We start from the raw sequence: 25,888 nt of genomic DNA, 5'->3' as shown, positions 1-25,888 counted from the left end.
TCGGGAGTGTCATCGCTGGCGTCCGACCCTGGTCGTCAGCGGTTCGGGGATGGGACGGTTGGGGTGCCGAGGGCGACGGGGGTTCGGCGTGTGAGGCGGGCCGCGTCGGCTTGCTTGGTGCGGACGAAGGTCAGGGTCAGATCGATGCCCTCGATCTCGCCGAGCCACTGTTCCTCCTCCGCTCGCTTGCGGCGGAGGAGCAGGTCCTTCTCGATCTCTGCGAGCCTGGGCAACATCTTCGGGTTGACCTGCAGCATCGGGCATCGGATGCAGGCGTGTTCGTGCTGGCATGTAGTTCCGTAGGGGCGGGCGCAGTTTCCCAACTCGACTTTTCGTTTGTCGAAGTGCTCCTCGAACTCGGCCCATTCTTCGGGCGTTACGTCGGGATACTCGCCCTCGGGACGGACTGCCCGGCGGTGATTGAGGAATTCTTGGTAGTGTTTGACGATGTCCTCGGCGAAGACAGCTACGTAGCCCTGTGTGGTTTGAGAGGACGTTAAGTCCCGTTCCTGGTGATGTGGTGTCGCCCGTTCGTGGGTGATGGGACGGTTCCACGCTCGCGTCATGTCGTGTGCATGATGGAGTCGCGGGCATGGAACGGATGCCGTACTCAACCGACTTGTCCGACCCGCAGTGGGCGCTGATCGAGCCGCTGGTCACCGCATGGAAGCAGGAGCGGGTGGCGCGGTCGGCGACCGGGGACCCGGGCTCCTGCGACCTGCGCGAGGTCGTGAACGCGCTGCTCTACCAGAACCGGACGGGCTGTCAGTGGCGGCTCCTGCCGCACGACCTCCCGGCCTGGTCGGCCGTGTTCTACTACTTCACCCTGTGGCGCCAGGACGGCCTTGACCAGCGGATCCAGGAGATCCTGCGCTGCCAGGTGCGGGAGCGTGCCAGACGATTAGGACTTGTCCGGTCGATCATGTCCGGAGCCAAATGACGAGGGCTGCTGCGGTGGCCGTGCCGAGGAATACGTAGCCGCGCTTGTCGTATCGGGTGGCGACGGCTCGAGCGTTCTTGAGCCGGTTGATGGCCCGTTCCACAGTGTTGCGTTTTTTGTACCGCTCTTCGTCGAACCCCGGCGGGCGCCCGCCTCGCGAGCCTTTGCGCAGGCGGGCCGCCTGGCTGTCGGTCTTCTCGGGGATGGTGTGCCGGATGCCGCGTCGTCGCAGGTAATCGCGGCAGGGCCCGTTGCTGTATGCCTTGTCCGCAGCCAGGCTGTCCGGCTTCTTGCGTGGCCTGCCCTGCCCGAGTCGGGGGACGCAGATCTTCTCCAGCACCGGTTCGAACTGAGTGCAGTCCGCCCGCTGCCCTGGCGTGACAACGAGGGACAGCGGGCGGCAGCGGCCGTCTGCGCTCAGGTGGAGCTTGGTCGTGAACCCGCCGCGCGAACGGCCCAGACCCTCGCCTCCAGCACCACCTCCGCCAGGCGGGCGACGAGACTCTGCCACGGCGTCTCGTCCTGGTGTTCTGTCTGCGCGTCCCCCTTTGACGAGGGAGCCGGCGGCGGATCGGTGCGGGCCCCGGCGGCATGCTGATGCGCCCGCACGATGGTGGAGTCGACCGAGATGTCCCAGTCGATCTCACCCGCCGCGTCGGCCTCGGCCTGGACCTGCTGGAGCAGTCGTTCCCAAGTGCCGTCGCCCGACCACAGCCGATGCCGTTCATAGACGGTCTTCCACGGACCGAACCGTTCGGGCAGATCACGCCACTGCACACCGGTCCGCACCCGGTGCAGAATCCCGTCGATCACCTGCCGGTGATCCCGCCACCTGCCACAACGCCTGTTGCTGACCGGCAGGAACGGCTGCAGCCGTTCCCACTCGGCATCACTCAGATCACCCCGCCCCATGCCCACATCAACGACCCGGACACGGAGCAGTTACATGATCGACCGGACAAGTCCTAGAGGACCCGTCCCTGGTGATCATCGACACCCAGTCCGTCCGCGCGGCGGCCGGGGTGCCGAAGGAGACGACGGGACTGGACGCACACAAGAAGACACCCGGCAGAAAGCGGGGACTTGCCGTCGACGTGCTGGGCCTGATCATCGGTGTGGTGATCCTCGCCGCGAGCGCGCATGACAACGAGGCCGGCATCGCCCTGCTGGACCAGGCGGCCGAGCGGTGCGGGATGCGCCTGGAAAAGGTCCTGGTCGACCAGGGTTTCAAAGACGCCGTGATCATCCACGGGGCAGTGAAGGACATCACCGTCGAGGTGGTCCGCCGCAACCCCGACGACGAAGGCAAGGGCTTCGTGCCGCAACCGAAGCGGTGGGTGGTCGAGCAGGTCAACGGCACCCTCATGCTGCACCGCCGCCTCGCCCGTGACTACGACCACCGGCCCGACAACGCGGCCTCCCGCGTCTACTGGGCCTCCACCGCCGGCATGCTCCGCCGCCTCACCACCCCTACCCCCACCTGGCGGGACGACGTGGAGCTGGCCGCGTGAACGTCCACGAACTCCTGCGGCTGCTGCAGACCGAACACGATGCGACCGCCGCACAAGCCGGCAACCTGCGCGAGCAGATCGAGCGGCTCACCGCCGCCCTCGCCGAGACCGAAGCCCGCCTGGCCGAGTTCACCGCCACCCGCAAGGTCATCGACGGCCTCGCCCCTCCCGACCAGGCAACGGCCCCCGCGGAGACCGCCACCGCAAACGTCTACCAGCGCATCGTGACCACGTTCAACGAGCACCCCGGGAAGGTGTTCCGCGTCCGCGATCTGCACAAGCACCTCGACCTACCCACCGACGAGCCCTCGATCAACGTCACCCGCTCCCGCCTGGGACGACTCGTCCGCCAGGGACTACTCGAACAACCCGGACGCGGCCGCTATCAGAAACGGACTTAACGTCCTCTCAGGGCTGAGCGTTTCGTGCGATTTCGGGAAGGACGGATTGGGCGACGTCGGGTGCCACTTCTGCGAGGGCGCGAAGCGGTGCTGTCCATTCACCGAGGGCCAGGGCAGAGGCAAGGAGTTGCCGCGCCCGTACCGGGCGGCCTTGTCGAGCGAGGCTGCGGGCGATCTCGGCGAGCGCGTTGGCGCGGTCGACAGGGCCGCCGATCATGTCAGCTACGGTGAGCGCCCGGTCGGATAGACCTCCCACTGTTGCCATGACCGTTACGATCGCGCCTAGAGCAGCATCGCGTTGGTCTGTCTCGGTCAACTCGTTCCACAATCCCGGCTGGAACGGCTTGGAGATCGACTCGGCTACCCGGATCGCATGGTCGAAGTGGCCTGCCTCGGCCAGGCGTTGGGCGAGGTATGCCGAACGCTTCTCGACGCGGAAGCCGCGGCCGGCACGAGCGAGATCGGGGTCCAGGAGCTGCTCGGCATGGTCGAGCAGCCCGACCTGCACCAGTGCGTCGATACCCATGAATTCGGTCTCGGCGAGCCAACTCGGTGCATCTCCGCGGCGCGAAGCTCGTGCTTCGTAGAGTGCGGCGTTGATCATCTGGGTGACCATCGCCCCGTCACCGATGGCCGCCCAGGCGGCGGCGAGCCGGTTGTACACCATGCTGCGCTCGTAGGGGTCATCCAGGGCTTTGGCGATGGTCGCGGCGGCCTGCGCGTGGTCGGCTCCGGCACTCGTGGCGAGTCGTGCATGGAAGATGCCGCGCTGCCACAGAGTGCGCAGGCGATGTTCAAGCGGTGCCACGCGGTCGGGGCGATGGGCCCGGATGGCGGTGGCGGCGAGCGCAGCGGCGGTCTCCGCCACCTGGACGTTTTCCGCTTGGGTGAGCAATTCCGTCGCGCTGGTGATGAGTCTGTCGGCGAATTCGGCGTCACCGGCGGTCAGATGGGTGTCGGCGACTACGGCGATTGCGGCGGCTCTGTCGTCGGGGTCGGCAATCAACTCTGCGGCACGAGAGGCCTGCGCCAGATGGCCAGCCGCGGCGAAGGCGTGGGTTACTTCCTGAAGCTCGTCTGCGCCGCACGGGCCGTCGTCCTGCATTTCTGCAGCCAGTCGGATCGCGGTGTCACCGTCGCCGCGCTGGGCAGAGATGATCGCAATGTGGAGCAGTACGGCACAGCGGGTTTCAGCGTCGGTGATGCCGCGGGCGAGGTTCTCGGCGTACGGGAAATCAGCCAAGTGGCTGTACGTGGCCGCTTGGAAGGCGGTGTCGGAGTCTTCGCGGTCGGTGTCGATGGTCTGCCGGGCTGCGGCCTCGGCCCGCAAGACCATCTGCGAGGCCTCATCGGTGGCACCGGCCGCCGCCAGCACCCACGCGGCCTCTGCGAACAGGGCGCCGGCCATTTCCAGATCGGCGGAGTCGACCTCGCGGGGATTGAAGTCCGGGTCCTCCACGTCGAGCTGAGTGTCGATGAACCGTTGTCGCGCGGCGAATAACGCCGCTCGTCGGGCCGTCTCCGGCCGTTCCTGCGCGACAGCGGCCTTACCCAAGACAAGTGCAGCAGAGGCGCGGCCGACGGGATGTTCCAGCATGTCGATCGCGCACATGGCGGCATCCTCGTGCCCGCTTCGGGCGATGTCCTTCGCAGCAAAAAGCAGTTCATGCTGGTGGGAGTCTGCGTGGGAATCTGCAACGATCCGCAGGTAGCGTGTGGTGGCCGCCAGGTCGCCGGTGCGCGCAGCCGCGATCGCCAGGGCAGCGTAGGCGGCCGGACGGCCGCGAGCGAGGATTCTCTCGATGGAATCCGCTGCGAACCTCATGGCAACGAACGGGGCCGCACCGGCGGTATTGCGGGAAGTATCGGCGAGGGGCTCCGCGGCGGCGAAGATGAGCAGTCCTCGCCGGTCGCCAGCCATGACCAGCTGCGCTCCGATGTCGGCGAGTACGCGCACGCAGCCGTCTACGTGAGGCAGTCGCTCAGCCAGCGCCTTGGCGATCGCCACCGCCCGGTCGAGCGCACCAGCGCTCACGAGCAGCGTGCCCAGGTGGTCGATTGGAGTAGCGCTGCGCTGGGTGTCAGCCATTGCCTTGGCGAGGCCCTCGGCTTGGTCGAATGCCTCGCGTTTCACGTACAGGTCGATGACCGGAAGGCAGCCTTGCACCGGGTCTTTCATGAGTGACACGGTGTCCCACACCTGGCGGTAGTTGTACTTGAGGGCGAAGCAGCAGCTCATCGTCCCGAGGACCGGCTCGCGGAAATCAGGCTCGGCCTCGATCAGTTCCATCAGGCGCAGGTGCATGTTCTGGTCGAGTGAGCCTTCGCCTGCGGCAGCAACGAGCAATTTCGCGTACGCGTGGAGCAGTTCGTCGCGGACTTCGTTGGCGAGGTCCGCCGCCTCGGTGACATGCCCGTGCTCGGCGTATTCCTCGACGATCAGGCACAGCGCACCGTCTCGCAGGCCGGGGTGCTGGATCGCGCGAGCGTAGTCCGGGCCGCGCAGGCGGGCGTAGTCCACGAAGGCCTTGGTACCGTCTTCCTCGCCGCAGTCGTCCAGTGCGACCGCGATCATCCCCTCGGCCAGGTCGGCATCGCCGGCGCGCAGTGTGGCCGTGGCGACGTAGAGCAGGGAGGCCGCACGCCGCCCGGACTCTTCAATGGTGCACGCCGCCTCGGCGGCGGCCGTGTACGCGCCCACCCGCAGTAGCGCACCGATGAGCTGCTCCTGTGCGGCCGTTCGCTCCTCGCCGTCGTTCATAGCCTCCGTCTCGGCGATGGCGGCCGTGTACTTGCCGACGCGCAGCAGCGCATCAACGAGCAGCCGTTGCGCAGCCGTCTGCTGCCCGGCGCCAGCGATCGCGTCGATCAGGGCCACCGCTCGCTCCGGCTGGCCGAGCAGTGCCCATACTGCCGGGAGGTGTTCGGGCATGTGCAGGTTTGGTCGAGTCAGTTCCCACCGGGTGCGTGCCAGTCGCACGGCGCTGGCAAGGTCGGGGTCGCGCTGGCGGCTCCACTGCAGTTGGGCTGTGATGATGTCGGTGAGTGCCGTACCGTCGCCGCCGATCTTTCTGCGCATCAGGGCGTGCCGTGCCGGGTCGAGCGCGAGATCGGTGAGCGCGGCTAGGCCGCCGGTGTCGGCGAGTAGCTTGCCGTAGCGGGCCACCAGGAAGAAGGGGGTACTGTCGGGCCAGTGGGCTTCCCGGTACCGGGAAGCCCAGTCGTTGACCCGTTCGCGATACGCGTTGAGCATTGCCTCGCCGAGAAATGCCTGGGCCTGTTCGCGGAGCGTCTCGTGGGTGAAGACGAACCCGTCGCCCCCGTCAGGGAAGGTCGTCACCCGCAGGGCACGTCCGCCTCCGTTGACGATCGTTTCCCGGATGTAGTGCTCCCACGTGTTTGTCAGCTCGGCGATCTCCGCGGTGCTGACGGCGCCTTCTGACGCGACGGTGAAGCCCAGTATGTCTTTGGCCAGTTGGCCGCCGCTGCGCAGTAGGGTGTCGAGTTCCAGCCGTGCCTCCCGGTACAGCGATGCCGCTCGCGCCGAGCCGTCCAGCAGCCGTCCCCGGCAGGTGAGCACGGGATGTCCGGTCACGTCAGTGGGCAGGTCGTACTGGGGCCGTCCGGCGAGCACAACGCGCAGGGCGGGTTCCCTGGGCAGCAGGGAGAGGATGCTGGGCAACGGCTCCGCGCGGTTGCGGCCCTGGTCCTCGTCGATGCCGTCGACGACCAGCAGCAGGCACCGGCCGGCGGTCTCGGCGCTGTCGAGCGCCTGGCGAAGCAGGTCTTCCCACTCTGCATGGAGCTGCCTGGGGTCCTTGGTATCGGACGGCGTCGCGTCAAGGTAGGTGGTCAGCTGCGCGTGCAGCCATGTGTTGAACGCGGTGCTGTCGCTCCAGTACGACTCGCCCCCGCGGACGAAGAAATGCAGCACGTCGACCCCGTCCGGCGGGTGCAGTACGAACCAGGCGAGCAGCGCAGTCTTGCCGGACCACGCCTCGGCCACCCACCACACATACGGCTCGTTGCCGAAGCAGAATGCTGCCAGTTCGGCCAGCTCCGCCTCGCGGGCATCGAGCCGCTCCGGGACCAGCTCGCGTACGTGCCCGAGAAAGACCTCCGGGCGCAGCGCTTCAGGCGAGGCAGCGCCGACGTTGACCGTCTGGTGCAGATCACCCTCGACGTAGGAATTCTGGACCGTCTGTTCCCAGTCCTGCTGCTCTGCCGGGAGCCTGCCTGCCTTCCACTTACCCCGCATCGGAGCGGCGGCCCTGCTTCTGAGACAGGTCTCCCGTGACGGTGGAGCGTGTAATTTCTTGCTCTCCAGGGCCGTGCATGCTCTGCTGGGCCGTCCCGCCGATCTTCGTCCGGTGGATGCGCTGCCCGCCCGTTGCGGCCGGGTGGTCGTTTGTGAAGGTCAGCCAGGCTTGCAACCCGCTGCCGATGACGACGACGACAACGGTGAAGGCCCACCATGCCGCCGCCCAATGCTGGGTGAGGACCCCGGTCGTCACATTGGTGGCGGCCGCCACCACGATCGTGCCTGCTGCCGCGATCCCCCGCTTGGCTCCTGGACTCAACGCCGCCCCCGCTTTCAAGCAGAACGTACCCCGAACTGCCCAGTATTCTCCCGGCCGTCCCAAAGGGCTGTCTATCAGTAGGAATGACGGGAAATTGCGAGATGCTGTACGCCTTGCCCTCTGGTTCTCCGGAGGGCAAGGCTGGCCTAGCGTGAACCTTCTACTAGCCGCTCATCTCTTCCTGATACTCCTGATACTCCTGCTGTAGTTCTTCGAAGTGGTCTAGGTGCGCGGAGTATCCGGCCTGCAGTAAGTGCGCGAGCAGATGGACCTTGTTGATGTCCTCGTAGAAGTTGATGTTGGTCTGTGTTGCGCGAGCCGGCCGGCTGTCGTTTCCCCGTCCGATCATGGAGTACCGGAAGGTCTCGCCGGTTTCGTCCTGGCGGTCCAGCCAGCGCAGTGTCTTCATCGACTCGTCGTCGATGCGGTTGTTGGGCGGGTCCAGATCTTTGATGAAGCCCAGGTAGGTGTTGAGGCGCTCGGCGAGCTTCTTGATGCTGTGGCTGTCCTCACGCAACTTCTTGTCGACCTTCTCCCGGTCCAGGTTCGCGCCGCCGGTGTCGTACCGGCCGCGGTGGACGATGCGTGCGGCGGTGCGGATGAGCCATTTCAGGCTGAGTTCGACGCTGTGCCGGTAGTTGTAGAGGACCGGGATGGGAAGTGAGTCGTCGGGGCCGTGCCGACTCCAGTGTGTCGCGCCGATCTCGGCTACGCGCAAGTACCCGCCGGCGATAGCGAGGTCGTCTTCCCAGCTGCCGCCGATCACCGCGATCTCGTGCGCGGGCCACCGGGGGCGCGGCAGGTTCATCATCTCTACCTCTTCCACCTGATCCATATGCTCAGGATGTTCTCGGCCGTCCCTCTACGCGAGGGCTTTTCCCACGCACGTAATACGAACTGGCCAGGGGGCGTGGACCGCGGGTTGCGGCGAGTTGTGCCCACAGTGTGGTGGAGGGCACGCAGGAAGTGCTGTGGGAGGGACGGGACATGGGAGCCGGTGAGGATGTCCGGGCGGTTTTGGGCGACGGTTGGTGGGATTGGATGCTCAGGCAGTCCGGGGAGTTGGAGAGAGAAGCGGACGTGCGGTGTCCGGGTGCGGTGGGGCGGCTGGACGCGCTGCTGCAGGCGTGGGCGGTCGGATTCGCGGCCTCGCGGCCCGATGTCGTATCCCCGGACCTGGCTGCTTCCCGGCGGGGACTTCGTGCGGATGAGGCGGCGGGATTCCTGGCGGCGCTCGATGCGCGGGTGCTGCATGTGGACTCTGCGGGATTTGTTGTGCCGCAGGCCCTGCGGGCCAAGGCTTCAGGGGGGCGGTATGCGCTGTTCAGTCGCAACGGCCGGGGCGTGGCGGTGAACTTGGAGTATCTGATCCAGATGGCTGCTGCGGCGGAGTTGCTTGTGGATCACGGGGTGGCGGGTGCGGACATCTGCTTTGAGCAGGGCGAGTTCGATGCGGTGGTAGAGGACGGTGGCGGTTCCGGTGCTTGCGATGGAGGCCAAGGCCCGGGTCGAAGGGACGGACGGGCTGTGGGAATTGCTGAACTCATTGCTGGGGCTGGGAGTGAATCCGCAGGAGACGGCCAGGGTCAATCACCGGCGAAAGTATGCGGCCCTGCTGGATATGGCAGCGCGGGGACCGGTGGTGTTGTGGCTGGTGGCCGACGGGGCGCGCTGGGCCTTCGACGCGAGGGCGGCCGCGGGGACACTGCGGCTGACGCCCCGACGCGACAACCGCTCGCCCGTGTGCCGGGAAGGAGGAGGATAACGCCATGCGATATGCAGGGAGAGGGCCCATGCCCGTAACTGCCGACAATGCGCAGGTCCGGACGCGGTTCGAATACCCGACTGCAATCCCACCGGTCATCACTGGTGGAAGAGTTGCGGGAGACGCCGGTTGTGGTCGTGCTGGGGGAGCGGGGATGCGGCATAACGTGTGCCGCCCGACCACGTCCCCCTGAAGCACGCACGCCTTGTCCAGGGAACGCACGGGCATGCCGCGAGCCGAGCCTGGCCTCGCTGGCATACCAACGGATGGTGAGTGCGGTCTGGTCGTGTTCGGCAGCAACCTCTACCCGGTGCCCGTTCGCCGGAAGACTGCGACATCACGTTTCAGCGATACAACGAGACTGCCGTCATCAGCCACTGCAGCCTGTGCAAGGCTCGGCACTACGAAATGTTCCATGAGTTTTCGTGGTCGCAGATCCCAAACGCCCAGCGTACTGCCGGCGCTGATGACGGCGAGGGGACGTCCGTCGAGGATGGTGCACGTCACGGAGGACACCCAGCCGTGACGTCCGGTGAGGAGGCTGCCCGTGCAACGGCCGGTGGCTACATCCTGCACATAGGCCCGCCCGCCGGCGCCGACGACGGCGACGGGGCGCTCATCGAGGACGGTGCACGACAGGGCGTACACCCGGCCAGGGAGCTCGGTGAGGGGTTCGCCGATGGGATGGCCGGTGGCCACATCCCGCACATCCACACGTCTGTTGCCTCCCTTCGAGCCGGTGCCGCTGCCGATGACGGCGACGGGGCGGCCATCGAGCTCAGTGCACGCCATGGCTGTGACCTCGTTATTGAATCCGCTAAGGGGCTCGCCCATGAGATCGCCGGTCGCCACATCCCGCACGTACACTCGGCCGACGCCGTCGCGAGTGTGGCTGGCGCCGATGATGGCGAGCGGGCGTTCGTCGAGAACTGTGCACGTCAGGGCGGACACCTGGCCTTGGAGTCCGGTGAGGGGTTCGCCGATAGGACGGCCGGTTGCCACGTCCTGCGAATACACTCGACCGCCAGCACCAATGATGGCGAGGGGGTGTCCGTCGAGGACGGTACATGCCACCGCCGTGACCCGACTGCCGAATTCGGTCTGAGGCTCGCCGATGAGGTAACCCGTCTTTGTATCCCGCACATCCACGCGACCGCTGCTGCGGCTGGTGGCGATACCGATAGCGGCGATGGAACGGCCATTGAGGACCGTGCAGGCCACGGCTGATACCTGCGTACTGGGAGCAATGCTCAAGACCTGTGGATCGACCTCGGGAGGGATGCCTCGCACAACGCGGAGGGCGTACCTTCCCGAGTGATCGACTTCTGGTCATCGAGTAGGCCCGCGTTGGCGCGCGGGTCGGGAAGGCACGCCCGTGCTCAGCGTAGTCAACAACGACGGAACCACCGAGACCGGCTCCCTGATGGACAACATAGTCCGCGAGGGCGCCCGGCGGATGCTCGCCGCGGCCCTGGAGGCCGAAGTCAACCAGTACATAGCCGAGTTGGCTGACCAGCGCGACGAGACCGGCCGACGTCTGGTGGTCCGCAACGGCCACCACGCCGAGCGCACCGTGACCACGGCCGCCGGGCCGATCCCGGTCAAGGCACCGCGCGTGAACGACAAGCGCGTCGATGCCGAGACGGGCGAACGCAAGCGGTTCTCGTCGCAGATCCTGGCCCCCTGGTGCCGCAAGTCCCCGAAGATCAGCGAGGTCCTTCCCCTGCTCTACCTGCACGGACTGTCCTCCGGCGACTTCGTTCCCGCACTCGAGCAGTTCCTCGGCAGCTCGGCCGGGCTCTCGCCGGCCACCGTGACCCGTCTGACCAAGCAGTGGAGCGACGACCATGCTGCCTTCCAGGACCGGGACCTGTCGGAATCCGACTACGTGTACGTGTGGGCCGACGGCGTCCACCCCAAGGTCCGCCTCGGCCAGGCCCGCTCCTGCGTCCTGGTCCTCATGGGCGTGCGCACCGACGGCCGCAAGGAACTCATCGCGCTCGCTGAAGGATTGCGCGAGTCCACCGAGTCCTGGGCCGACCTGCTGCGTGATTGCCGACGGCGCGGCATGCGGGATCCCGAGCTCGTGGTCGGTGACGGCGCGATGGGCCTGTGGCGGGCTCTGGCGGAGGTGTTTCCGCAGGCCAGGCACCAAAGGTGCTGGGTTCACAAAACCCGCAACGTGGTCAACGCCCTGCCGAAGTCGGCCCAGCCCGGCGCTAAGAAGGCACTGCAGGAGATCTACAACGCCGAAGACCGCGACCACGCCCAGAAGGCCGTCAAGGAGTTCGAGCGCACCTACGGCGCGAAGTGGCCGAAAGCGGTGAAGAAGGTCAGCGACGAGACCGATGAACTCCTGGCGTTCTACGACTTCCCCGCCGAACACTGGGTGCACCTCAGGACGACGAACCCGATCGAATCCACCTTCAGCACCGTCAAGTTGAGGACCCGGGTCACCCGCGGCGCCGGCAGCCCCGCTGCCGCCCTGGCCATGGTGTTCAAGCTCGCCGAGTCCGCCCAGGCACGCTGGCGCGCGATCACCGCACCCCACCTCGTCGCCCTCGTCCGCAACGGCGCCACGTTCCAGAACGGCTACCTCGTCGAGCGCCCCGAGGTGAGCGCAGCATGACCGCGCACGGGAACCGTCCACTGCTCTTCTTGGACGTCGACGGGCCGCTCCTGCCGTTCGGCGATGGCCCGCAGCGCGAGCCGGCGGGCACCGCATCGGACACGCACCTGGCGCGGCTCGTCCCACAGGCCGGGCCGCGGCTCGCGGCGCTGCCGTGCGACCTGGTCTGGGCCACGACCTGGGAAGAGGAGGCGAATATCGAGCTGGCACCGCGGCTCGGCCTGCCCCAACTGCCGGTCGTGAACTGGCCGGAGCCCTCCGCCGCCCACGAACGAGAAGACCAGTGGTTCGGGCTCCACTGGAAGACCCGAACCCTCGTGGCATGGGCGGACGGACGCCCGTTCGCCTGGGTCGACGACGAGATCACCGACGCCGATCGGGACTGGGTGTCCACCCGCCACCCGGCACCAGCCCTCCTCCATCGCATTGCGTCGTCCCGCGGCCTCACCGACCAGGACTTCGCAGTCCTTGGTCAATGGCTACGGCTGGATTGAGGCTCTTCGCGGTGATCCACAGGATTTGACAATTGCTCGCGTACTGGCGGGCATTTCGCCTATCAGGGATGGATGGGTGTTCTCTAGCAGGTTCCATACGCGCACTGTGCGGTCGCTGCTACTAGTGACAGCGATGGGGCGTCCGCTGAGAGTTGTGCACGTTACCGCGGTGAACCGGCTGTTGAATCCGGGCAGGGGGTCGTCCACGAGGTCACCAGTATCTAGAGCCCGCACATATACCCGGGCGTTGGTGCCAGTCCCAGTACTGATGACGGCGACGGAGCGGTCGCCAAGAGTAGTGCACGCCAAGGCGCTGACCCGGCTGCCGAATCCGGTGAGGGGTTTACCTATCTGCTGTCCGTGAGCAATGTCCCGTACATACACACGGCCGCGGATCCCACCAGTGCCGATGACGGCGACGGGGCGGCCGTTGAGGACAGTGCAGGCCACGCGGTGACCGGCCCTGCGAATCCGGTGAGGGGCTTGCCGATTGCACATCCGCTGGCCAAGTCGCTAACAATGAGGCGGCCGCCGTTACGGCTCTGTTTGCTGCCAGTGCCAGTGCCGCTGCTGATGACGGCGACGGGGCGGCCGTTGAGGACAGTGCAGGCCACTGCTGATACCCGGCCCATAAATCCGGTGAGGGGTTCGCCGATAGGACGCCCGGTGGCCACGTCCCGCACATGCACGCGGCCGCCGTCATCACGATTGCTGTGCACGAAGCGGCCGTCGTGGGATTCGGCGCCGCCAGCGGTGCCGATGACGCTGACGGGGCGGCCGTCGATGACGGCGCATGCGATTGCGGTCACCCGGTGGTTGAATCCGGTGAGGGGTTCGCTGATGGGACGCCCGGTGGCCACGTCCCGCACATGCACGCGGCGGCCGTCTCCAGGATCGCTGCTGATGACGGCGACGGGGCGGCCGTTGAGGACGGTGCAGGCCACGGCCGATACCTGGCCAGCGAATCCGGTGAGGGGTTGGCCGATGGGGTGGCCGGTGGCCACGTCCCGCACGTACACACGGCCGTTTGCTGTGCTGATGACGGCGACGGGGCGATCGTCGAGGATCGTGCACGCTACGGCGGACACTTGAGCATCGAATCCGGTGAGGGTGTGGCGTAGCGCCGGACTGAAGTCGTTGCCTGTAGCCCAGGCGGGGACCCATTCGGTCTGTGTGTCGGAGTTGAGTTGTCTGAGTAGCCAGGCTGCTTGGGCACGGGCGGCGTTGAGCGCGAGGATGCTGCGACGTACGGGGGCGGGTGCGGCGACGTGCCAGTCGAAAGAGGTGCGGTAGACCGCTGCGGTCAGCCGGGTTTGCTGGCCTACGGCATCGTCGAGGTAGGGGGTGAGGCTGTTCGGGACGGCGTGGACCAGGTATTCGGGTATGGAAAGCAGGCCGTCCACGCGGTGTGCTGCCGCAGCGTGAGTGGCGAGGTGGTTGAGGGCGTACGGGTGGGCGCGGGACCAGTCGCGGGTGGCGTCGCCGCGGTAAGGGACGTCCTCGGTGAGGGTGTCGACGAACGCGGAATGGACTGCCGCGTCGTCGGTATTCTCGCGGAGGTGTTCGGTGAGGGCCTGATGGTAGAGGCGGTAGGCGGAGCGGCCGTTCTCGGTGGCTTCGACTACGTAGGAGCCGGCGTTTCGACGTAGCCACAGGAGGTCTTCGTCGGTGTACGCGCGGCCGGAGATGGCGGAGGCGAGGGGAGCCCAGATGCCTTCCCACGGCAGGCCCTGGCCTTCGGCGTACGCGAGCGGCCGCAAAAGGTCCGCGGCGCGTTGGGCCTCGGGGCCGAGGCGCCGGACGAGGTCGTCGTGCATGGCCTGCCCGGCATGGCGGGGCAGGCTGGCCCGCCAATCTGCGTTGTCCGGGTCTGTGACGACCGTTTTTGCGGAAGCGAGGGTGTAAGCGGCGAAGCGGGCGACGAGGAAGGATGTGCCTGCGGCGTCGCCCACGGCTTGGGCGACATCCCGTAGCAGGCCTGGATCGGCTGACTTGTAGGGGGAGTCGCTGCGGCTTTGGAGGAGGTTGCGCATCGTGTAGGCCAGCAGCGCCTCGCGGTCGGCGTAGCGGGGACTGTCGAGGTCGATGACCCCATTGTCGTGGTGCTCTGGACTGCTGCTGATACCGAGCCGGTCCAGTAGGTAGGGGCGGGTACCGAGGAGGAGGCAGATGCGTCGATTGGAGTGCTCGATGAGAGGGCGCACGATCTGTGAGCACAGGGTGTTGGGGGTGGCGGCTTCGTCGAGGGCGTCGATGAGGATCGTGAAGGGTCGGCCGCGACTGTCGTTTCGCTGTTCGAGGGCGTTGAGGAACTCGCCGACGGTCGCGCATTTGAAGCCAGCGGCGGCCGCGAGGCCGGACAGTACCTGGGCGTTGGTGAGGTTCTGGGCGTACATGACGACGTCGATGCTTCCCTCGCCTGGGATCCAGTCTGGATCGAGGCCCAGGGCGGCGACGGGCACGGTGCGGCGGCGTTCGGGCATGGTGAGGGCAGCCACGAGACCGAGGACCGCTGTCTTTCCCGAGCCTGGGCCAGCCGTGACGATCCGCACGCACTCTCCCGCCGCGCCATCGCGCGGGAACAGTTCCTCCTGGGCGTCGTTGCCGTCCTGGTTGAGCCAGGCGGCGAGTTCGGCGAGGGCCTGATAGCGGCCGCAGAACCACCAGCCCTGCGCGGCGTCTCCGTGGTAGCCCATGGCACGGACCAGGAGGCGGGAGGTGAACTCCGTGTCTCTTTGCAGGGCGTAGGCGTCGAACTCGGCGGCGTCTTGCAGTGCGAGGTCGACGTCGGTGAGGCGGACGTCGTGGCGGGGGTTGGTGAGGAAGTCGGGCGGTTCGCCGGTCAGCCCGAGCAGGGAGAGGCTGATGTGCTGGTAGCCGGGTTTGTCGGCGTGGTCGTTCATCTGTTGCACGACTGCGGACACCGACAGGTGGGTGGGAGCGTGTCCGGCGGTGGCCTGGCTGCGCACTGCCTCGTCGAGCAGATTGGGGAACAGCCCTGTCTGTGCCTGTTGGTGAGGCTGGGCGGAGGACATGATGACCAGCCCTGAGCTGCTCTTACCCCGTCCCCACTGCCCGCCGAGGCGCTCGAGGGCCGCAGCGGCGAGTTCGTTGCCGCCCTGCCCTGAGTAGCAGGTGTCCAGGATGAGCAGGAGCCGGCGGATGCGAGTGCCGCGCAGAACCCGTACCAGCTCCGCGGTCGGCAGCGCGGTGTAGGTGACATCGGCCGGGTCGGTGTCGGTCATCAGCAGCACGTGCTCGTTGCCGTCTTCGAGAACCTCGCCGTGACCGGAGAGATAGACAACGACGAGATCGTCCTCTCGGCGCTCGTCCGCGGTACAGAACGCGCGCAACTGATCGGTCAGTTGCACCCGCGTCGGGTCGAGACCAAGCGCGGTGTGAAGGCGGTAGCCGAGCTTCTCGGTGAACAACTCGACGATCTGTTCACGGGCCTGGACCAGTCCGGGACGGTCCCACTCCGCACACTTCGGGTAGCGGGATACAGCAGTCGCGATCAGATAGCGCCGGGGCCCCTCTCCGCCCTGCGAGCCCGCGGTGGACCCGGTCATACCAGGCCGTTCATGATGGCCTGCCCGCACAGAGTGTCCGTCAGATACGCCGTCGCATCATGAGCACGCGCTTCGTTGTGCACGATCGCGCAGCGCACCTCCTCACCGAACGCCGGCCGCAGATCCTTCACCAGGGCAACGATGTCCCCGTCATCGGCGAGATTCGTCCACACTAGGTCCGCGTTGCCGGGCCACACTGCGTGTGGCGGACCATCCAGCGTGACGGGCGGGGGCTGCAAGCGTTGCAAGATCAGGTTGGGGATGCCCAAGGGAGATCCGATCGTCACCAGAGCGCGCACCCGGTGTCCGGGCCGCGCGCACAGGGCTTCGTAGGCGACGACCGATCCGAGTGAGTGCGCGACAACGACCCGGGTGTCCTCGCGGATCTGGTCGGCTACCCGGGCCAGAACCTGCGCGCGCAGGTCCGTATCGGTGAGATAGCCGTGAACTTGCTTCAGGTCGAAGACCATCGCTCGCAACGCGATGCCGGCGAAGAACCGCGAGCCAGACAGGGCCCGCAGTGCCGCCTGCACCGAGCGCGGCATGGACACCAGGGTGTCCGCGCCTGGCGGTACCACAGCCGGATCACTCGCGGCGGCCGCCGACCACCAGGCCAGCAGCAACTCCTGCTCGAAGCCCTCGGCGACGTCGGCCGCGGTGTAGGGAGAGTCCCCGACCGCGAGGAACTCGCCCTGCGGGCGAAAGAGGTCGCCATAGAACGCCATCGCCACATCCGGCTCAGCGAGACCGTCAGCACTGCCCGCACGCGCGAGGCCGTCGTTGAGGGCTGGCAACCACTCCTTGCGGAGCGTGCCCTCGCCGAGCGTCTGCTTGCCGATCCCGTGTACTGCCACCACGCGCGCCATGACCCGTGCCCCCGAACTTGCCCCCACATGCTTGTCCAGCACTGTAGGCCTTGCTGAGGTGGTCGACAGCCGAAACGGGCGAGCCGTGGGCCAGCATCTGGACAGGGCACGGACGTCGGCCCAACTGAACGGATCTGGGTAAGTCCCGTCAGAAGTCGCTGTGGTATCGCTGGCGCCATTCGGCCAGTTCGGTGAGTGCCTTGTCCATGGTGGTGTTCCGTAGTGCCGGTTCCAGTCGGGCACGCAAGTCAGCGTCTGCGGAGATCTCGGCGAACAAGCCGCGGCCGTCTTCGCCCCAGCGGCTCTCGAACAGATAACGTCCTGGCCAGGGCATCCCGCGACGACGCGGTGCCGCGCTGTCGTACGTGAACAGTGACGCCAGGAACTCGAAGCGGTCGCAGGCGGCGTCGATAGCTGCATCGTCCGGCTCGATCGTGCGGAGGACTTCCACGGTTTCCTGGCGCAGGTAGTGGGAGGCGGGGTACTTCCACGCTTGCTGGGGGTTGAGCCGGCAGAATCGGTCGAGGCTGTTCTTGGGCAGTACGTCCCAGGAGTTGAGGAAGATGGCTGCCTCTTCAGGGTCCTGGCGAAGGGGTGATTTGAAGACGGGCTTGGTGAGGATGGTCCCGATGAACTCCTCGCGCCCGGCGATCACTGCGGCGACTCCCATGGTCCATGCGGCGAGCAGGGCGGGGTAGTGGCGTAGTGCTTCAAGGTCCCCGGTGTGGCTTGGGGGCAGTGTCTGGCGTAGGCGGGCGAGTCGCTGGACGGTGCGTACCCACAGGGCGTCGTGTGTGCCGTCGTCGTGGAAGACTCCTGCGGCCAGGAGGTGCAGGAGAGTGTCGGCGTCGCGGCGGTAGCCGGTGGCGTTTTGCTCGAACACGTCGCCGTGCAGCGGGTAGTTGTCGGGTGTCGCCCGGCCGATGACCAGGTCGGTGGCGCGGGTGAGGAGGTCGTCCAGATCGATGCGGCGTACCGGGTCGGGCAGTGCGCGTTTGAGCTGGGCGACGGCCATCTCGCGGGTGGGGGGAAGCTCGGCGAGTTTGTCGAGGGCTTCGAGGCGCCGTACGAGGTCGGGAAAGAACTCGTCCGCGGTGGCCCCGGTGATGATGGCCGCGTTGTGACGCGCCGCCAGATCCTGGGCCTTGTCGCCTTGGGTGCCGTACTGCGACCAGAACATCGGGTAGCGGCGTGTGCGGATACCGGAGATGGCCTGCACCAGGGCCTTGTCCCAGTCGGCGGACCATCCGCAGATGATCAGCCCGTACTCGTCGAAGACGCGGTCGAGGAAGGCGGCCTGCTCTTTGGGGTAGGTGCTGAGTTCCTCGTCGGTGTTGAGCGACTCGTGGTCCAGGTAGTCGCCGTGCACCTTGATGACCGCCACCCTGCGGTGTTGGAGGGGCGCTGTGCCGGCGTACTCGTCGGGCCGGTGGATGATCTCGGGCGTGATGCCGGCCTCTTCCAGCGCGCGCTCGGTCAGCCGGTCGAAGTTGGTGGTGATGATCACCCCGATGCTCCCGCGGCGTACGAGTTCCGCGATGGCGTGATGCGCCGCGCCGGGCCGCTTGTCGTCCGCGTCGTCGGGATCGGCATCGAAGTATCCCGACAGAAGGGTCTGCCGTGCAGCCGGGGTTGGCCCGAGTGCGGCAAGGAGCGCGGAGTAGCCGAGCGGGCCGGCTCCCTTGGCCTCCCACCAGGCCTGCGGATCCTGCGCGGCGTCCTCGCTCGCGGTCTCGGAATTCGGGTCGTCCGCAGCGGCCGCCCTGCGCACGAGGTCCGTGACGACGCCCCACCCGGTCTTGATCCCGGCCCCCATCGAGACGCCAGCGCCCAGGAGAAGGGCGTAGACCCGCGGACTGGCGTGCACGCTGGTGGCCAGGACCACCATGGGGTCGAGGGCGCTGCCCGGAGGAACCACCAGTGCACCTGGGCTTGTTGGTGTACTGCTCGACGGCATGGCGGCGCTCCTTCTTGGACTGTTGCCGGGCCGGGGACCCGGTGTCTCGGGACCGACTCTACCAAGATTAACGTCACATTGACGATAAATGTGGGTGATCGGGTGGGCAGCCACTACATGACGTCTTACGTCGACTCGTGCCGCTAGGAGTACTCGACGGCGGGCTGCGTCTTGCCGACGCAGCCCGTGGAGTGGATGTGGGGCTCGGGAACGTGCCGCCCGGCGAGAATCCGCCCCCACGCATCCCGCGCGGCGGCCAACTCCGCCTCGTCGGCCGCTGACAGGCGGGCGAGTGGGTCGACGCGCGTCTGCCCGCACCAGCTCTCCAGGGTGCCCTCGCGCCCGCCCCGGCTCGCGGACTTGGCGACCGGCGCCCAGGCCACGCCGGACATCAGCGCGCCGAGTGCCTCGCCGCAAATGTCTCTGGCCCCATCCCAGCGGCCGCGGCCAAGTGCGCTGCTGCCTACACCAGCCCCGGCTCCCCCTCACCCCTCGGGGAAGGCCTCGACTACCAGCCGCCTCACCTCGTCAGGGTGCGGCAGCCCTGCTGGCCCCCCTCCACACACAAGCCGATCGGCCTCGGCCTAGCCTCGGGCTTTCACCAGCCGGGCTGTCCAGGCTTGAGCACAGCCGGGGGACATGCCCTCTGGCCAGTGCGATTGGGGCTTGTCGAGGGTCCTGTTGGGTGCGAGCAAGGAAGCACCTCCCAGGTGAAGCGGCACGTCGCCATCCACTTGGGGCTTCCCGGCGGCTCTCCCGTGACCGTTTATGCTCGCAATGATGAGGTCGCCCGCACGGTAAAGAACGGGACCCGGGGTGCGGACAGGGTCGTTTGCCTCGTCACCTTCACATGGTCGGCTCCGCGTAGTTCACCTCGAGGAGTCGCCGGTGCAGGTTGTCCGACGGGTGGCCAGAAAAGCAGAAAGCGCCTCTGACCAGCAAGAATGAGGATTGTCGAGGTCCTTGTTCCTGCCACCGTCGGAGGCACTTCCCAGGTGAAGAAGCGTATCGGGTCCTACCCGCGTGTCCGTGTCGAGGGTGGTGGCCGGGCAGTGGTCTCGCAGGCGGGAGGCGTCCTGCTCGTGGAGACGGCCCGTAAGGCTGGGCTGGACCAGGAGATATCTGCGGCGCTGACACCGTGGCGCAAGCCGCGGGCGGTGCACGATCCGGGGAAGATACTGCTGGATGTGGCCCTGGCGGTCGCGCTCGGCGGGGACTGTCTGGCGGATGTGGGAATGCTGCGGGCCGAGCCGGCGGTGTTCGGGCCGGTGGCTTCCGACCCGACCGTCTCGCGGCTCGTCGACACCCTCGCCACGGCCGGCCCGAAGGCCCTGGATGCGATCCGTGCCGCGCGGTCCGAAGTACGCGCGCGGGTATGGAAGCTGGCCGGGACGTCGTCGCCGGATACCGCGGGCGAGGTGATCGTGGACCTGGACGGTGTGCTGGTGCTGGCGCACTCCGAGAAGCAGGACGCGGCTGCGACCTGGAAGAAGTCCTTCGGCCACCACCCGTTGATGGGCTTCGTCGATCACGGAAGCGGCGGCACCGGAGAGCCTGTCGCGGCCCTGCTGCGGCCGGGGAACGCGGGCAGCAACACCGCGGCCGACCACATCACCACCACCCGGCTCGCCCTGGCCCAGCTCCCGAAACGGCATCGGCGAGGCCGCTCCACACTGATCCGCACCGACTCCGCGGGCGGTACTCACGAGTTCCTGGCCTGGCTCTCCAAGCGCGGGAGGTGGCTGTCGTACTCGGTCGGGATGACCATCACCGACGCCATCCATCAGGCCGTGCTGAAGGTCCCGGCCTCCGCCTGGACACCCGCCGTCGAACCCGGCGGCGAGATCCGCGAGGGCGCCTGGACCGCCGAACTCGACGGCGACGTCCTCAAGGGCTGGCCCCGGGGAATGCGGCTGGTGGTCCGCAAGGAACGGCCGCACCCCGGCGCCCAGTTGCGCTTCACCGATGCCGACGGACTACGGCTCACCTGCTTCGCCACCAACACATCGGACGGGAAGATCACGGACCTGGAACTGCGGCACCGCCGACGAGCCAGGGCGGAGGACCGCATCCGCAATGCGCGTGCCACCGGCCTGCGCAACCTGCCCCTGCACGACACCGCCCAGAACCAGATCTGGCTGGAGATCGTCCAGCTCGCACTCGACCTGCTGGCCTGGCTGCCCATGCTCGCGCTGGCCGGCAAGCCCCGGCTCTGGGAGCCCCGCAGACTGCGGCTGCGGCTGTTCTCCGCCGCCGCTCAGCTGGTCAGCACTGCCCGTCGGCGGCACCTCCGGTTCGCCCGTCACTGGCCCTGGACCGACGTGATCACCGACGCTGTCCGGCGACTCGCCGCCCTTCCAAACCCAGGCTGACCAGGCACAACAGCCCGTCCCTGCACCAGCAGCACTCCCGCCGGAACCGTGGAAACCGGCGTTCACCCGGCACGACAGCCGGGCCGCACCCCTGCCCACAATCCGTGCGACAAGCCGAAACGGCCCACCGAAAGAACCGACGGACCGTCACGAAAGATCGAGGCTAGAAGGCGTCCTGCGCCTGCTCGCTCCCGCCATACGGGCCTACACCAGCACCCGCTGACTCCCAACCCTCCGGTAGCGGAGGGAAGTCCGTCCTTAGTGAACCCAGAGATCGGCCAGGCTGGTGTGCCGATCACGTTTAGCAAGTGGTTCCTGATGTGCGGTGGATTTTGACCTGTTTAATTCGTACGGCAGGGGCGTGGATGGAGTCGCTGAGTTTCTTGGGCGAGGAACTGATGGTGAGACCGCCTTTGGCGCCTCCGATTCCCAGGAGAAGGGTGTCGGTCACCGGGGGGACGAGGTAGACACTGACCCAGTAGTACTTGCCGTTCTCACTTGGCTTCTCACTTCCGACGCGGATGATGTCCGTCTCCCAAGCGCTTGAATCCCCAGGGTAATCAGCCCTCATCAGATCGAAGTAGGCGCCGGGGGCGGGTTCGTCGTCGCCCTCTGGGTTCTTCTTGTTGTTTTGATGAACGACCCACAGGGCGTAACCGTGAGGGATAGTTCCAGCTCCCTGGACTTGGAAACAGCGAGAAACATTCTCGTTGTTGGGCGGGTAGTTGTAGTCGAGGCGGTCTGCCGCCTTCGCCAACTGGATTTCTGTCAGAGTCGCTCCGCTTTTGGTATCGGATACGTCCTGCTTGTTGGAGCTCTGTTTGTTAAGGGAGGGGACAGTCCATAAGACAGCGAGTACGACCAGAACGAGGAGGCTGGCACATGTGGCGATGATGCTGCGGCGCCGTACTTTGGAGCGCTCGTCGGTCTCTGTCTGTGCCTGCTCTGGGGTGAGATTTGGGCGGATTGGCTGGTCAGCCCGGGTGTTAAGCCAATAGAACATTGCAGCGCAGGCGGCGAGCAGGCTGAGCATGATGGGGTGAATTTCGTCAGGAAGGTCAATGAACCAGGTGGCTACGGCCCCAAAGCCACCCAGAATGATGGGTAGAGCAAGTGACTGGAAGAGCGAATTCCAGTCGATAGGCGTCCCAGAAGGTGAGGGCGGCTGAGGGCTGGCTGGTTGTGGAGGCGGAGTGCCCTGAGTCATCTGTGAAGTCCTCCGTCTGGGCGATGGGCTGTGGCGACCTTGCTGTCGAGATGGTTGCAGTTGTCCGCGACGGCGTGGTGCCTTTTGCCAGGTGGAGGTCGTAGCGGACCAGAGCTGAGGCGGCCGTGGGCCCTTTGGGGTGGTCCCGTGGCCAGCCTTTCAACTGGCCTGATCAGAAGCTAGTTTGTGCATGATAGTGAGCCTTTTCCAACCTCCCGCACCAGCTGGGTAGTTGGCCTCACAAACGGGTGAAGCCCCTGGTAGATGGGTTTTCGACGAAGAGAACCGTCTCCACCAGAGGCTTCGCATGCTTGTCTACCCGTCCGGCGTCGACGTGTCCAGCTCTGCCCTCCGCTTCCTCGCCGCCCGCTTGAGGAAACACCGCCACGCTCTCGGAACCCGATGGCGGCGGCTGAGTGCGGGCCGACAGGCCCTGCTCGCCCTCGCCCACCTCCGCAACGGCCAGCCCTACGCCCAGCTCGCGGCCGGTTTCGGGATCGGCACCACCACCGCCTACCGCTACATCACGGAGGCCGTTGAGCTCCTGGCCGCCCTTGCCCCCACGCTCGCCGAAGCAGTACGGGCCGCGTCGATGAAGGCGTACCTGCTCCTGGACGGGACGCTTCTGCCGATCGACAGGATCGCCGCCGACCGGCCCTTCTACTCGGGCAAACACAAGAAGCACGGCATGAACGTGCAGGTCATAGCCGATCCGAAGGGTCGTCTCCTGTGGGCTTCACCAGCCCTGGCCGGTGCCGTCCATGACGTCAGGGCCGCACGCGAGCACGGCATCATCGATGCTCTCGCCGAGGCCGGCATCAACTGCTGGGCGGACAAGGGTTACCAGGGCGCGGGCGGCACGGTCCGCCTCCCTTACCGTGGCCGATGGGAGAAGCTGTCCGCCGGTCAGCAGGCCGTCAACCGGTCCCACGCAAAGGTGCGGGCACTGGTCGAACAGGCCATCGCCACCCTCAAGTCCTGGCGGGTCCTGCGCAAGCTCCGCTGCTCGACGACCCGAATCACGAGCCTCGTCCAGGCTGTCCTCACCCTCCATCTGACCAGCTCAGACTGAGGATGGAAAAGGCTCAGTGGGTGCTGACATCCCCTCTGTTGCCGCTGTCCCTGCCCGAATGAGAGAAGGGTGGGGCGGGCTAGGGCGGCGCGGCGGCATCCGGCATCGGAGCCGGTGCTTCGGGTTGAGCGTCGGCCGGAGGCCTCCGTGCTCGGCCACTGACGCGCCTGCACCGCACAGTGGTCTGCCGGAGGCAGTTCAACCCCCCATCGCTGAACATACAACCTGACCCGGCTCGGATGCTTCCACGCCTGGTCACTGGCCGACACGAGGGCGCGCTGCCGGCGGCATTCCTGACGACCGCGGCCCCGGTGGACAGCCAGACGCTGAGCGGGCTGATCGGCACCATGACCGATGCCCTCGACCAGGCCGACGGAGACCGCGGCTACAAGCTGATCGACGACATGCAGGTCTACGGGCAAAACGAGACCACCCTGCACGCCCTGCTGCTGCGTCAGGTCCGGGAACCGGTCAAGGAACTGGACGGTGGCATCACTGCCCAGGTGCGCCGGGTTCTCGACGCGACCGCCGTCAAGGGCGCGAACCGGAGCCGGGCCCGCCTCGCGCTTCACGGCCTGGTGCCGAAGGACATCATCTTCGGCATCGATCGCGGTCTCCTCGGACTCGACGGTGTCGACGGCGTTCCCGCGAAGGTGGCCGACCCTGCGGTGTGGGTGCCGGCGTTCGCGGAGAGGCTGCGCGTCGCCTTCGACGACGAACGGCACTCTCTCCATGGCCAGGCGAAGCAGGCCGCCATGGTCGCCACGGTCAGGATGCAGATCATTGTGGGTACCTCCGCCCCGGAGGACTTCCACAACGTCGTCTTCGACCCGAACAGGGCCGACCACCGGCGCCCGCCCCTGGGCTACACCCTGGTCGAGAAGGCGGCCTCCGACCTGCGTGCCGTTCTGCGGGATGCGAAGCAGCGTGGATGGATCAGCGAGGAGGAGCGCGCCTGGCTCGCCGGGGAGGGTCGCGATCCCGAGCACCGTCCCGGCGAAGCCATCGTCACTGCCCGCGACCGGCGCGACCGCGCTCTGTACGCCGTAGTCTTCCCCAAGGACCCCGCCCGGGCCAGGGCCCTGCGCCGGGTGTTGGGCGAGCCGGCCCGCTACGCCACGAGCAAGGACCACGTCTGGCACCGCCTGCGCATGGTCTCCTCGGTGATCGGCGAGGGATACAGCTTCCGCTGGAATCCTCGCGTCCTGGACGGCCTGCTGAGCAGCACCTTCATCAAGTCCCAGGGGCACCTCGCCGAGGAACCCGCGTGGGACAAAGTGATCGGCACCGTCAGTACCGCCGGTCAGCCGCTCGATCTCGATGCGCTCGACCGCTTCCTGACTACCCGCGGCATCCACTGGCTCGCCGAGTGCAAGATCATCGAGGCGGACCGTGGGTCGATCGGTGCACAGAGCGGCAGCGGGGAGCTCGAGGACGGCGAAACCGTCGCTGACAAGAAGATCCGCCGGAGCACGATCAACGCCCGCAAGGCCATGCTCAGCCAGCCCCGCCGGACGGTCGGGCTGATGAACGAGCTCGCCAGGGCAACGGCCAAGAACACCACGCCCCGGCAGGTGGACCCCGAAGGCCTTCCCATCGAAGACACCAAGGCGGACAAGTCATGGTTCGACGCGGTCTTCCCGAAGGCCCAGACCAAGCGCCCGCCGGCGTTCACGCCCCGGGGCAGCAGCACCGATGGGACGACCCCGCAGCCTCCGGACCCGACTCCCCTGGAGATCTTCAACGACACCCGTGGCCGCTTCTACGACGCAGTCACCGGCGATCTGCCCGCGGCCCTGGTCGAGGTGCTCAAGACAGCGCGGTCCCTTCTGTCCGACGCGCAGGGGGCCGGTCAGCGGCCTCTGCACGGAGCCGTGGAGCAGGAAATCGCCGCTCTTCTCCGCGCTCTGTCCGTGGTGCACTCCGACGTGGGCATGCTGAAGTCGGCCATCATCGACATGCAGTACGGCAACCCGACCATCGAGGAGTCCGCGTCGGAGAAGTTCCTCACGGAGGCCAGCGACTCCGACGAGGACGACGACCTGGCGGAGTTCGAGGAAGAGTTCACGGAGGAGGGTGACGCCCTGTGCGCGGAGCCCTGCCGACCGGCCCGGTCCTGACCGACGGCCGCCTGGGCGCACTGCCCCGAGCAGCCGGCCGGTACCTCGACGAGGTTCTCTTCCGGCCCGTGCGCTGGGCCGAGCGGTGGCGGTACGAGGAACTGGACATCACCACCGCGATCTACCTGATCTCAGACACGGAGCACCGTCTCCGCTGGCTGGGGCAGGCCAACCGTGCGGACGGCCTGCTCGGACGGCTGGACAGGCACGACAACAACCCGGCGAAACGCGGGACCTTTGCCCGGATCCGCGTCCTGAGGCTCACCGATCACACGCCGCCGGAGGCCGTGGACGCGATCGAGGGCCGGTGCGCCGACCTCCTGCGGATCCGGGATGTGATGCGCCCGCGGAGGTGGCCGCCTGCCGACGACTGGTTCGTACTCACCTCCTGACGCGTGTGCGGTA

At 67.1% G+C, this 25,888-nt stretch carries 19 protein-coding genes and 2 pseudogenes; 9 read left to right on the top strand and 12 right to left on the bottom strand.

The features are described 5' to 3' along the window. Positions 1-35 precede the first annotated feature (35 nt). Positions 36-566, bottom strand: a complete 531-nt coding sequence (locus tag QA861_RS00895) for a hypothetical protein (protein ID WP_334586249.1) — start codon at positions 564-566, stop codon at positions 36-38. A 26-nt stretch (positions 567-592) separates the two neighbouring features. On the opposite strand from QA861_RS00895, the pseudogene QA861_RS00890 reads away from it, so the two are divergent. Further along, positions 593-904 (top strand): annotated as a pseudogene (locus QA861_RS00890) (transposase); the annotation flags it as partial. Between the two features lie 16 nt (positions 905-920). Here QA861_RS00890 and QA861_RS00885 read toward each other — a convergent pair. Beyond that, a protein-coding gene (locus QA861_RS00885; RefSeq protein WP_443041423.1) for an IS5 family transposase occupies positions 921-1,852 on the bottom strand; the annotation gives its coding sequence in 2 pieces (ribosomal slippage) (positions 921-1,517 and positions 1,520-1,852; 930 coding nt in all). A gap of 53 nt (positions 1,853-1,905) precedes the next feature. On the opposite strand from QA861_RS00885, the pseudogene QA861_RS00880 reads away from it, so the two are divergent. Together QA861_RS00880 and QA861_RS00875 are read left to right on the top strand one after the other, a co-directional pair. After that, positions 1,906-2,451 (top strand): annotated as a pseudogene (locus QA861_RS00880) (transposase); the annotation flags it as partial. Then, positions 2,448-2,852, top strand: a complete 405-nt coding sequence (locus QA861_RS00875) for a hypothetical protein (RefSeq protein WP_334586248.1) — start codon at positions 2,448-2,450, stop codon at positions 2,850-2,852. The pseudogene QA861_RS00880 and the gene QA861_RS00875, both read left to right, overlap by 4 nt. A 7-nt stretch (positions 2,853-2,859) precedes the next feature. Here the strand turns inward: QA861_RS00875 and QA861_RS00870 are convergent, their stop codons facing one another. The 5 genes from QA861_RS00870 to QA861_RS00850 all read right to left on the bottom strand — a co-directional run bounded on the left by QA861_RS00870 (position 2,860) and on the right by QA861_RS00850 (position 10,418). Next, positions 2,860-7,110 (bottom strand): hypothetical protein, encoded by a 4,251-nt coding sequence (locus QA861_RS00870; RefSeq protein WP_334586247.1) that lies wholly within the window; start codon positions 7,108-7,110, stop codon positions 2,860-2,862. Further along, entirely contained in the window at positions 7,100-7,384 is a 285-nt protein-coding gene (locus QA861_RS00865; RefSeq protein WP_334586246.1) for a hypothetical protein, read from the bottom strand. The genes QA861_RS00870 and QA861_RS00865 overlap by 11 nt, the downstream gene beginning before the upstream one ends. A 211-nt stretch (positions 7,385-7,595) precedes the next feature. Then, positions 7,596-8,267, bottom strand: coding sequence for a hypothetical protein (locus QA861_RS00860; protein ID WP_334586245.1), 672 nt, complete (start codon positions 8,265-8,267; stop codon positions 7,596-7,598). Between the two features lie 467 nt (positions 8,268-8,734). Further along, the gene (locus QA861_RS00855; RefSeq protein WP_334586244.1) at positions 8,735-8,932 is read right to left on the bottom strand and encodes a hypothetical protein; all 198 of its coding nucleotides are present in this window, start codon (positions 8,930-8,932) and stop codon (positions 8,735-8,737) included. A 568-nt stretch (positions 8,933-9,500) separates the two neighbouring features. Continuing rightward, on the bottom strand, positions 9,501-10,418 hold the full coding sequence (locus tag QA861_RS00850) for a WD40 repeat domain-containing protein (protein WP_334586243.1): 918 nt from the start codon (positions 10,416-10,418) through the stop codon (positions 9,501-9,503). A gap of 154 nt (positions 10,419-10,572) precedes the next feature. Between QA861_RS00850 and QA861_RS00845 the strand changes: the two genes are divergently transcribed. Further along, positions 10,573-11,826, top strand: a complete 1,254-nt coding sequence (locus tag QA861_RS00845) for an IS256 family transposase (RefSeq protein WP_334586172.1) — start codon at positions 10,573-10,575, stop codon at positions 11,824-11,826. After that, positions 11,823-12,320, top strand: a complete 498-nt coding sequence (locus QA861_RS00840; protein WP_334586171.1) for an HAD domain-containing protein — start codon at positions 11,823-11,825, stop codon at positions 12,318-12,320. Before QA861_RS00845 ends, QA861_RS00840 begins: the two co-directional genes overlap by 4 nt. Before the next feature lie 347 nt (positions 12,321-12,667). Here QA861_RS00840 and QA861_RS00835 read toward each other — a convergent pair whose 3' ends face one another. From QA861_RS00835 to QA861_RS00820, 4 genes are all read right to left on the bottom strand, one after another. Beyond that, positions 12,668-15,889 (bottom strand): caspase family protein, encoded by a 3,222-nt coding sequence (locus tag QA861_RS00835; protein ID WP_334586242.1) that lies wholly within the window; start codon positions 15,887-15,889, stop codon positions 12,668-12,670. Then, positions 15,886-16,755, bottom strand: a complete 870-nt coding sequence (locus QA861_RS00830) for an alpha/beta hydrolase family protein (RefSeq protein ID WP_334586241.1) — start codon at positions 16,753-16,755, stop codon at positions 15,886-15,888. Before QA861_RS00830 ends, QA861_RS00835 begins: the two co-directional genes overlap by 4 nt. Positions 16,756-16,903: 148 nt before the next feature. Further along, a complete protein-coding gene (locus tag QA861_RS00825; protein WP_334586240.1) occupies positions 16,904-18,712 on the bottom strand; it encodes an SIR2 family protein in 1,809 nt (602 codons plus the stop codon). Positions 18,713-18,855: 143 nt separating this feature from the next. Beyond that, positions 18,856-19,104, bottom strand: coding sequence for a hypothetical protein (locus QA861_RS00820; RefSeq protein WP_334586239.1), 249 nt, complete (start codon positions 19,102-19,104; stop codon positions 18,856-18,858). Positions 19,105-19,707: 603 nt separating this feature from the next. Between QA861_RS00820 and QA861_RS00815 the strand changes: the two genes are divergently transcribed. After that, entirely contained in the window at positions 19,708-21,084 is a 1,377-nt protein-coding gene (locus QA861_RS00815) for an IS1380 family transposase (protein ID WP_334586238.1), read from the top strand. A gap of 301 nt (positions 21,085-21,385) precedes the next feature. On the opposite strand, the gene QA861_RS00810 is transcribed toward QA861_RS00815, so the two are convergent. Beyond that, positions 21,386-22,291: a hypothetical protein gene (locus QA861_RS00810; protein WP_334586237.1), complete on the bottom strand. Its 906-nt coding sequence runs from the start codon at positions 22,289-22,291 to the stop codon at positions 21,386-21,388. Positions 22,292-22,598: 307 nt separating this feature from the next. Here QA861_RS00810 and QA861_RS00805 point away from each other — a divergent pair, with 307 nt between their 5' ends. The 3 genes from QA861_RS00805 (at position 22,599) to QA861_RS00795 (ending at position 25,875) form a co-directional block, all read left to right on the top strand. Further along, complete coding sequence (locus QA861_RS00805; protein WP_334586236.1) at positions 22,599-23,363, top strand: IS5 family transposase; 765 nt, start codon at positions 22,599-22,601, stop codon at positions 23,361-23,363. A gap of 239 nt (positions 23,364-23,602) precedes the next feature. Beyond that, positions 23,603-25,483 (top strand): hypothetical protein, encoded by a 1,881-nt coding sequence (locus tag QA861_RS00800; RefSeq protein ID WP_334586235.1) that lies wholly within the window; start codon positions 23,603-23,605, stop codon positions 25,481-25,483. Further along, a complete protein-coding gene (locus QA861_RS00795; RefSeq protein WP_334586234.1) occupies positions 25,450-25,875 on the top strand; it encodes a hypothetical protein in 426 nt (141 codons plus the stop codon). Before QA861_RS00800 ends, QA861_RS00795 begins: the two co-directional genes overlap by 34 nt. The last annotated feature ends 13 nt before the right edge of the window (positions 25,876-25,888 follow it).

It is taken from the genome of Streptomyces sp. B21-083, from assembly GCF_036898825.1.
In the GTDB taxonomy this organism is placed as follows: Bacteria; Actinomycetota; Actinomycetes; order Streptomycetales; family Streptomycetaceae; genus Streptomyces.
The sequence above is the reverse complement of the archived record's forward strand: the minus strand, read 5'-3'. Positions and strand labels throughout refer to the sequence as shown.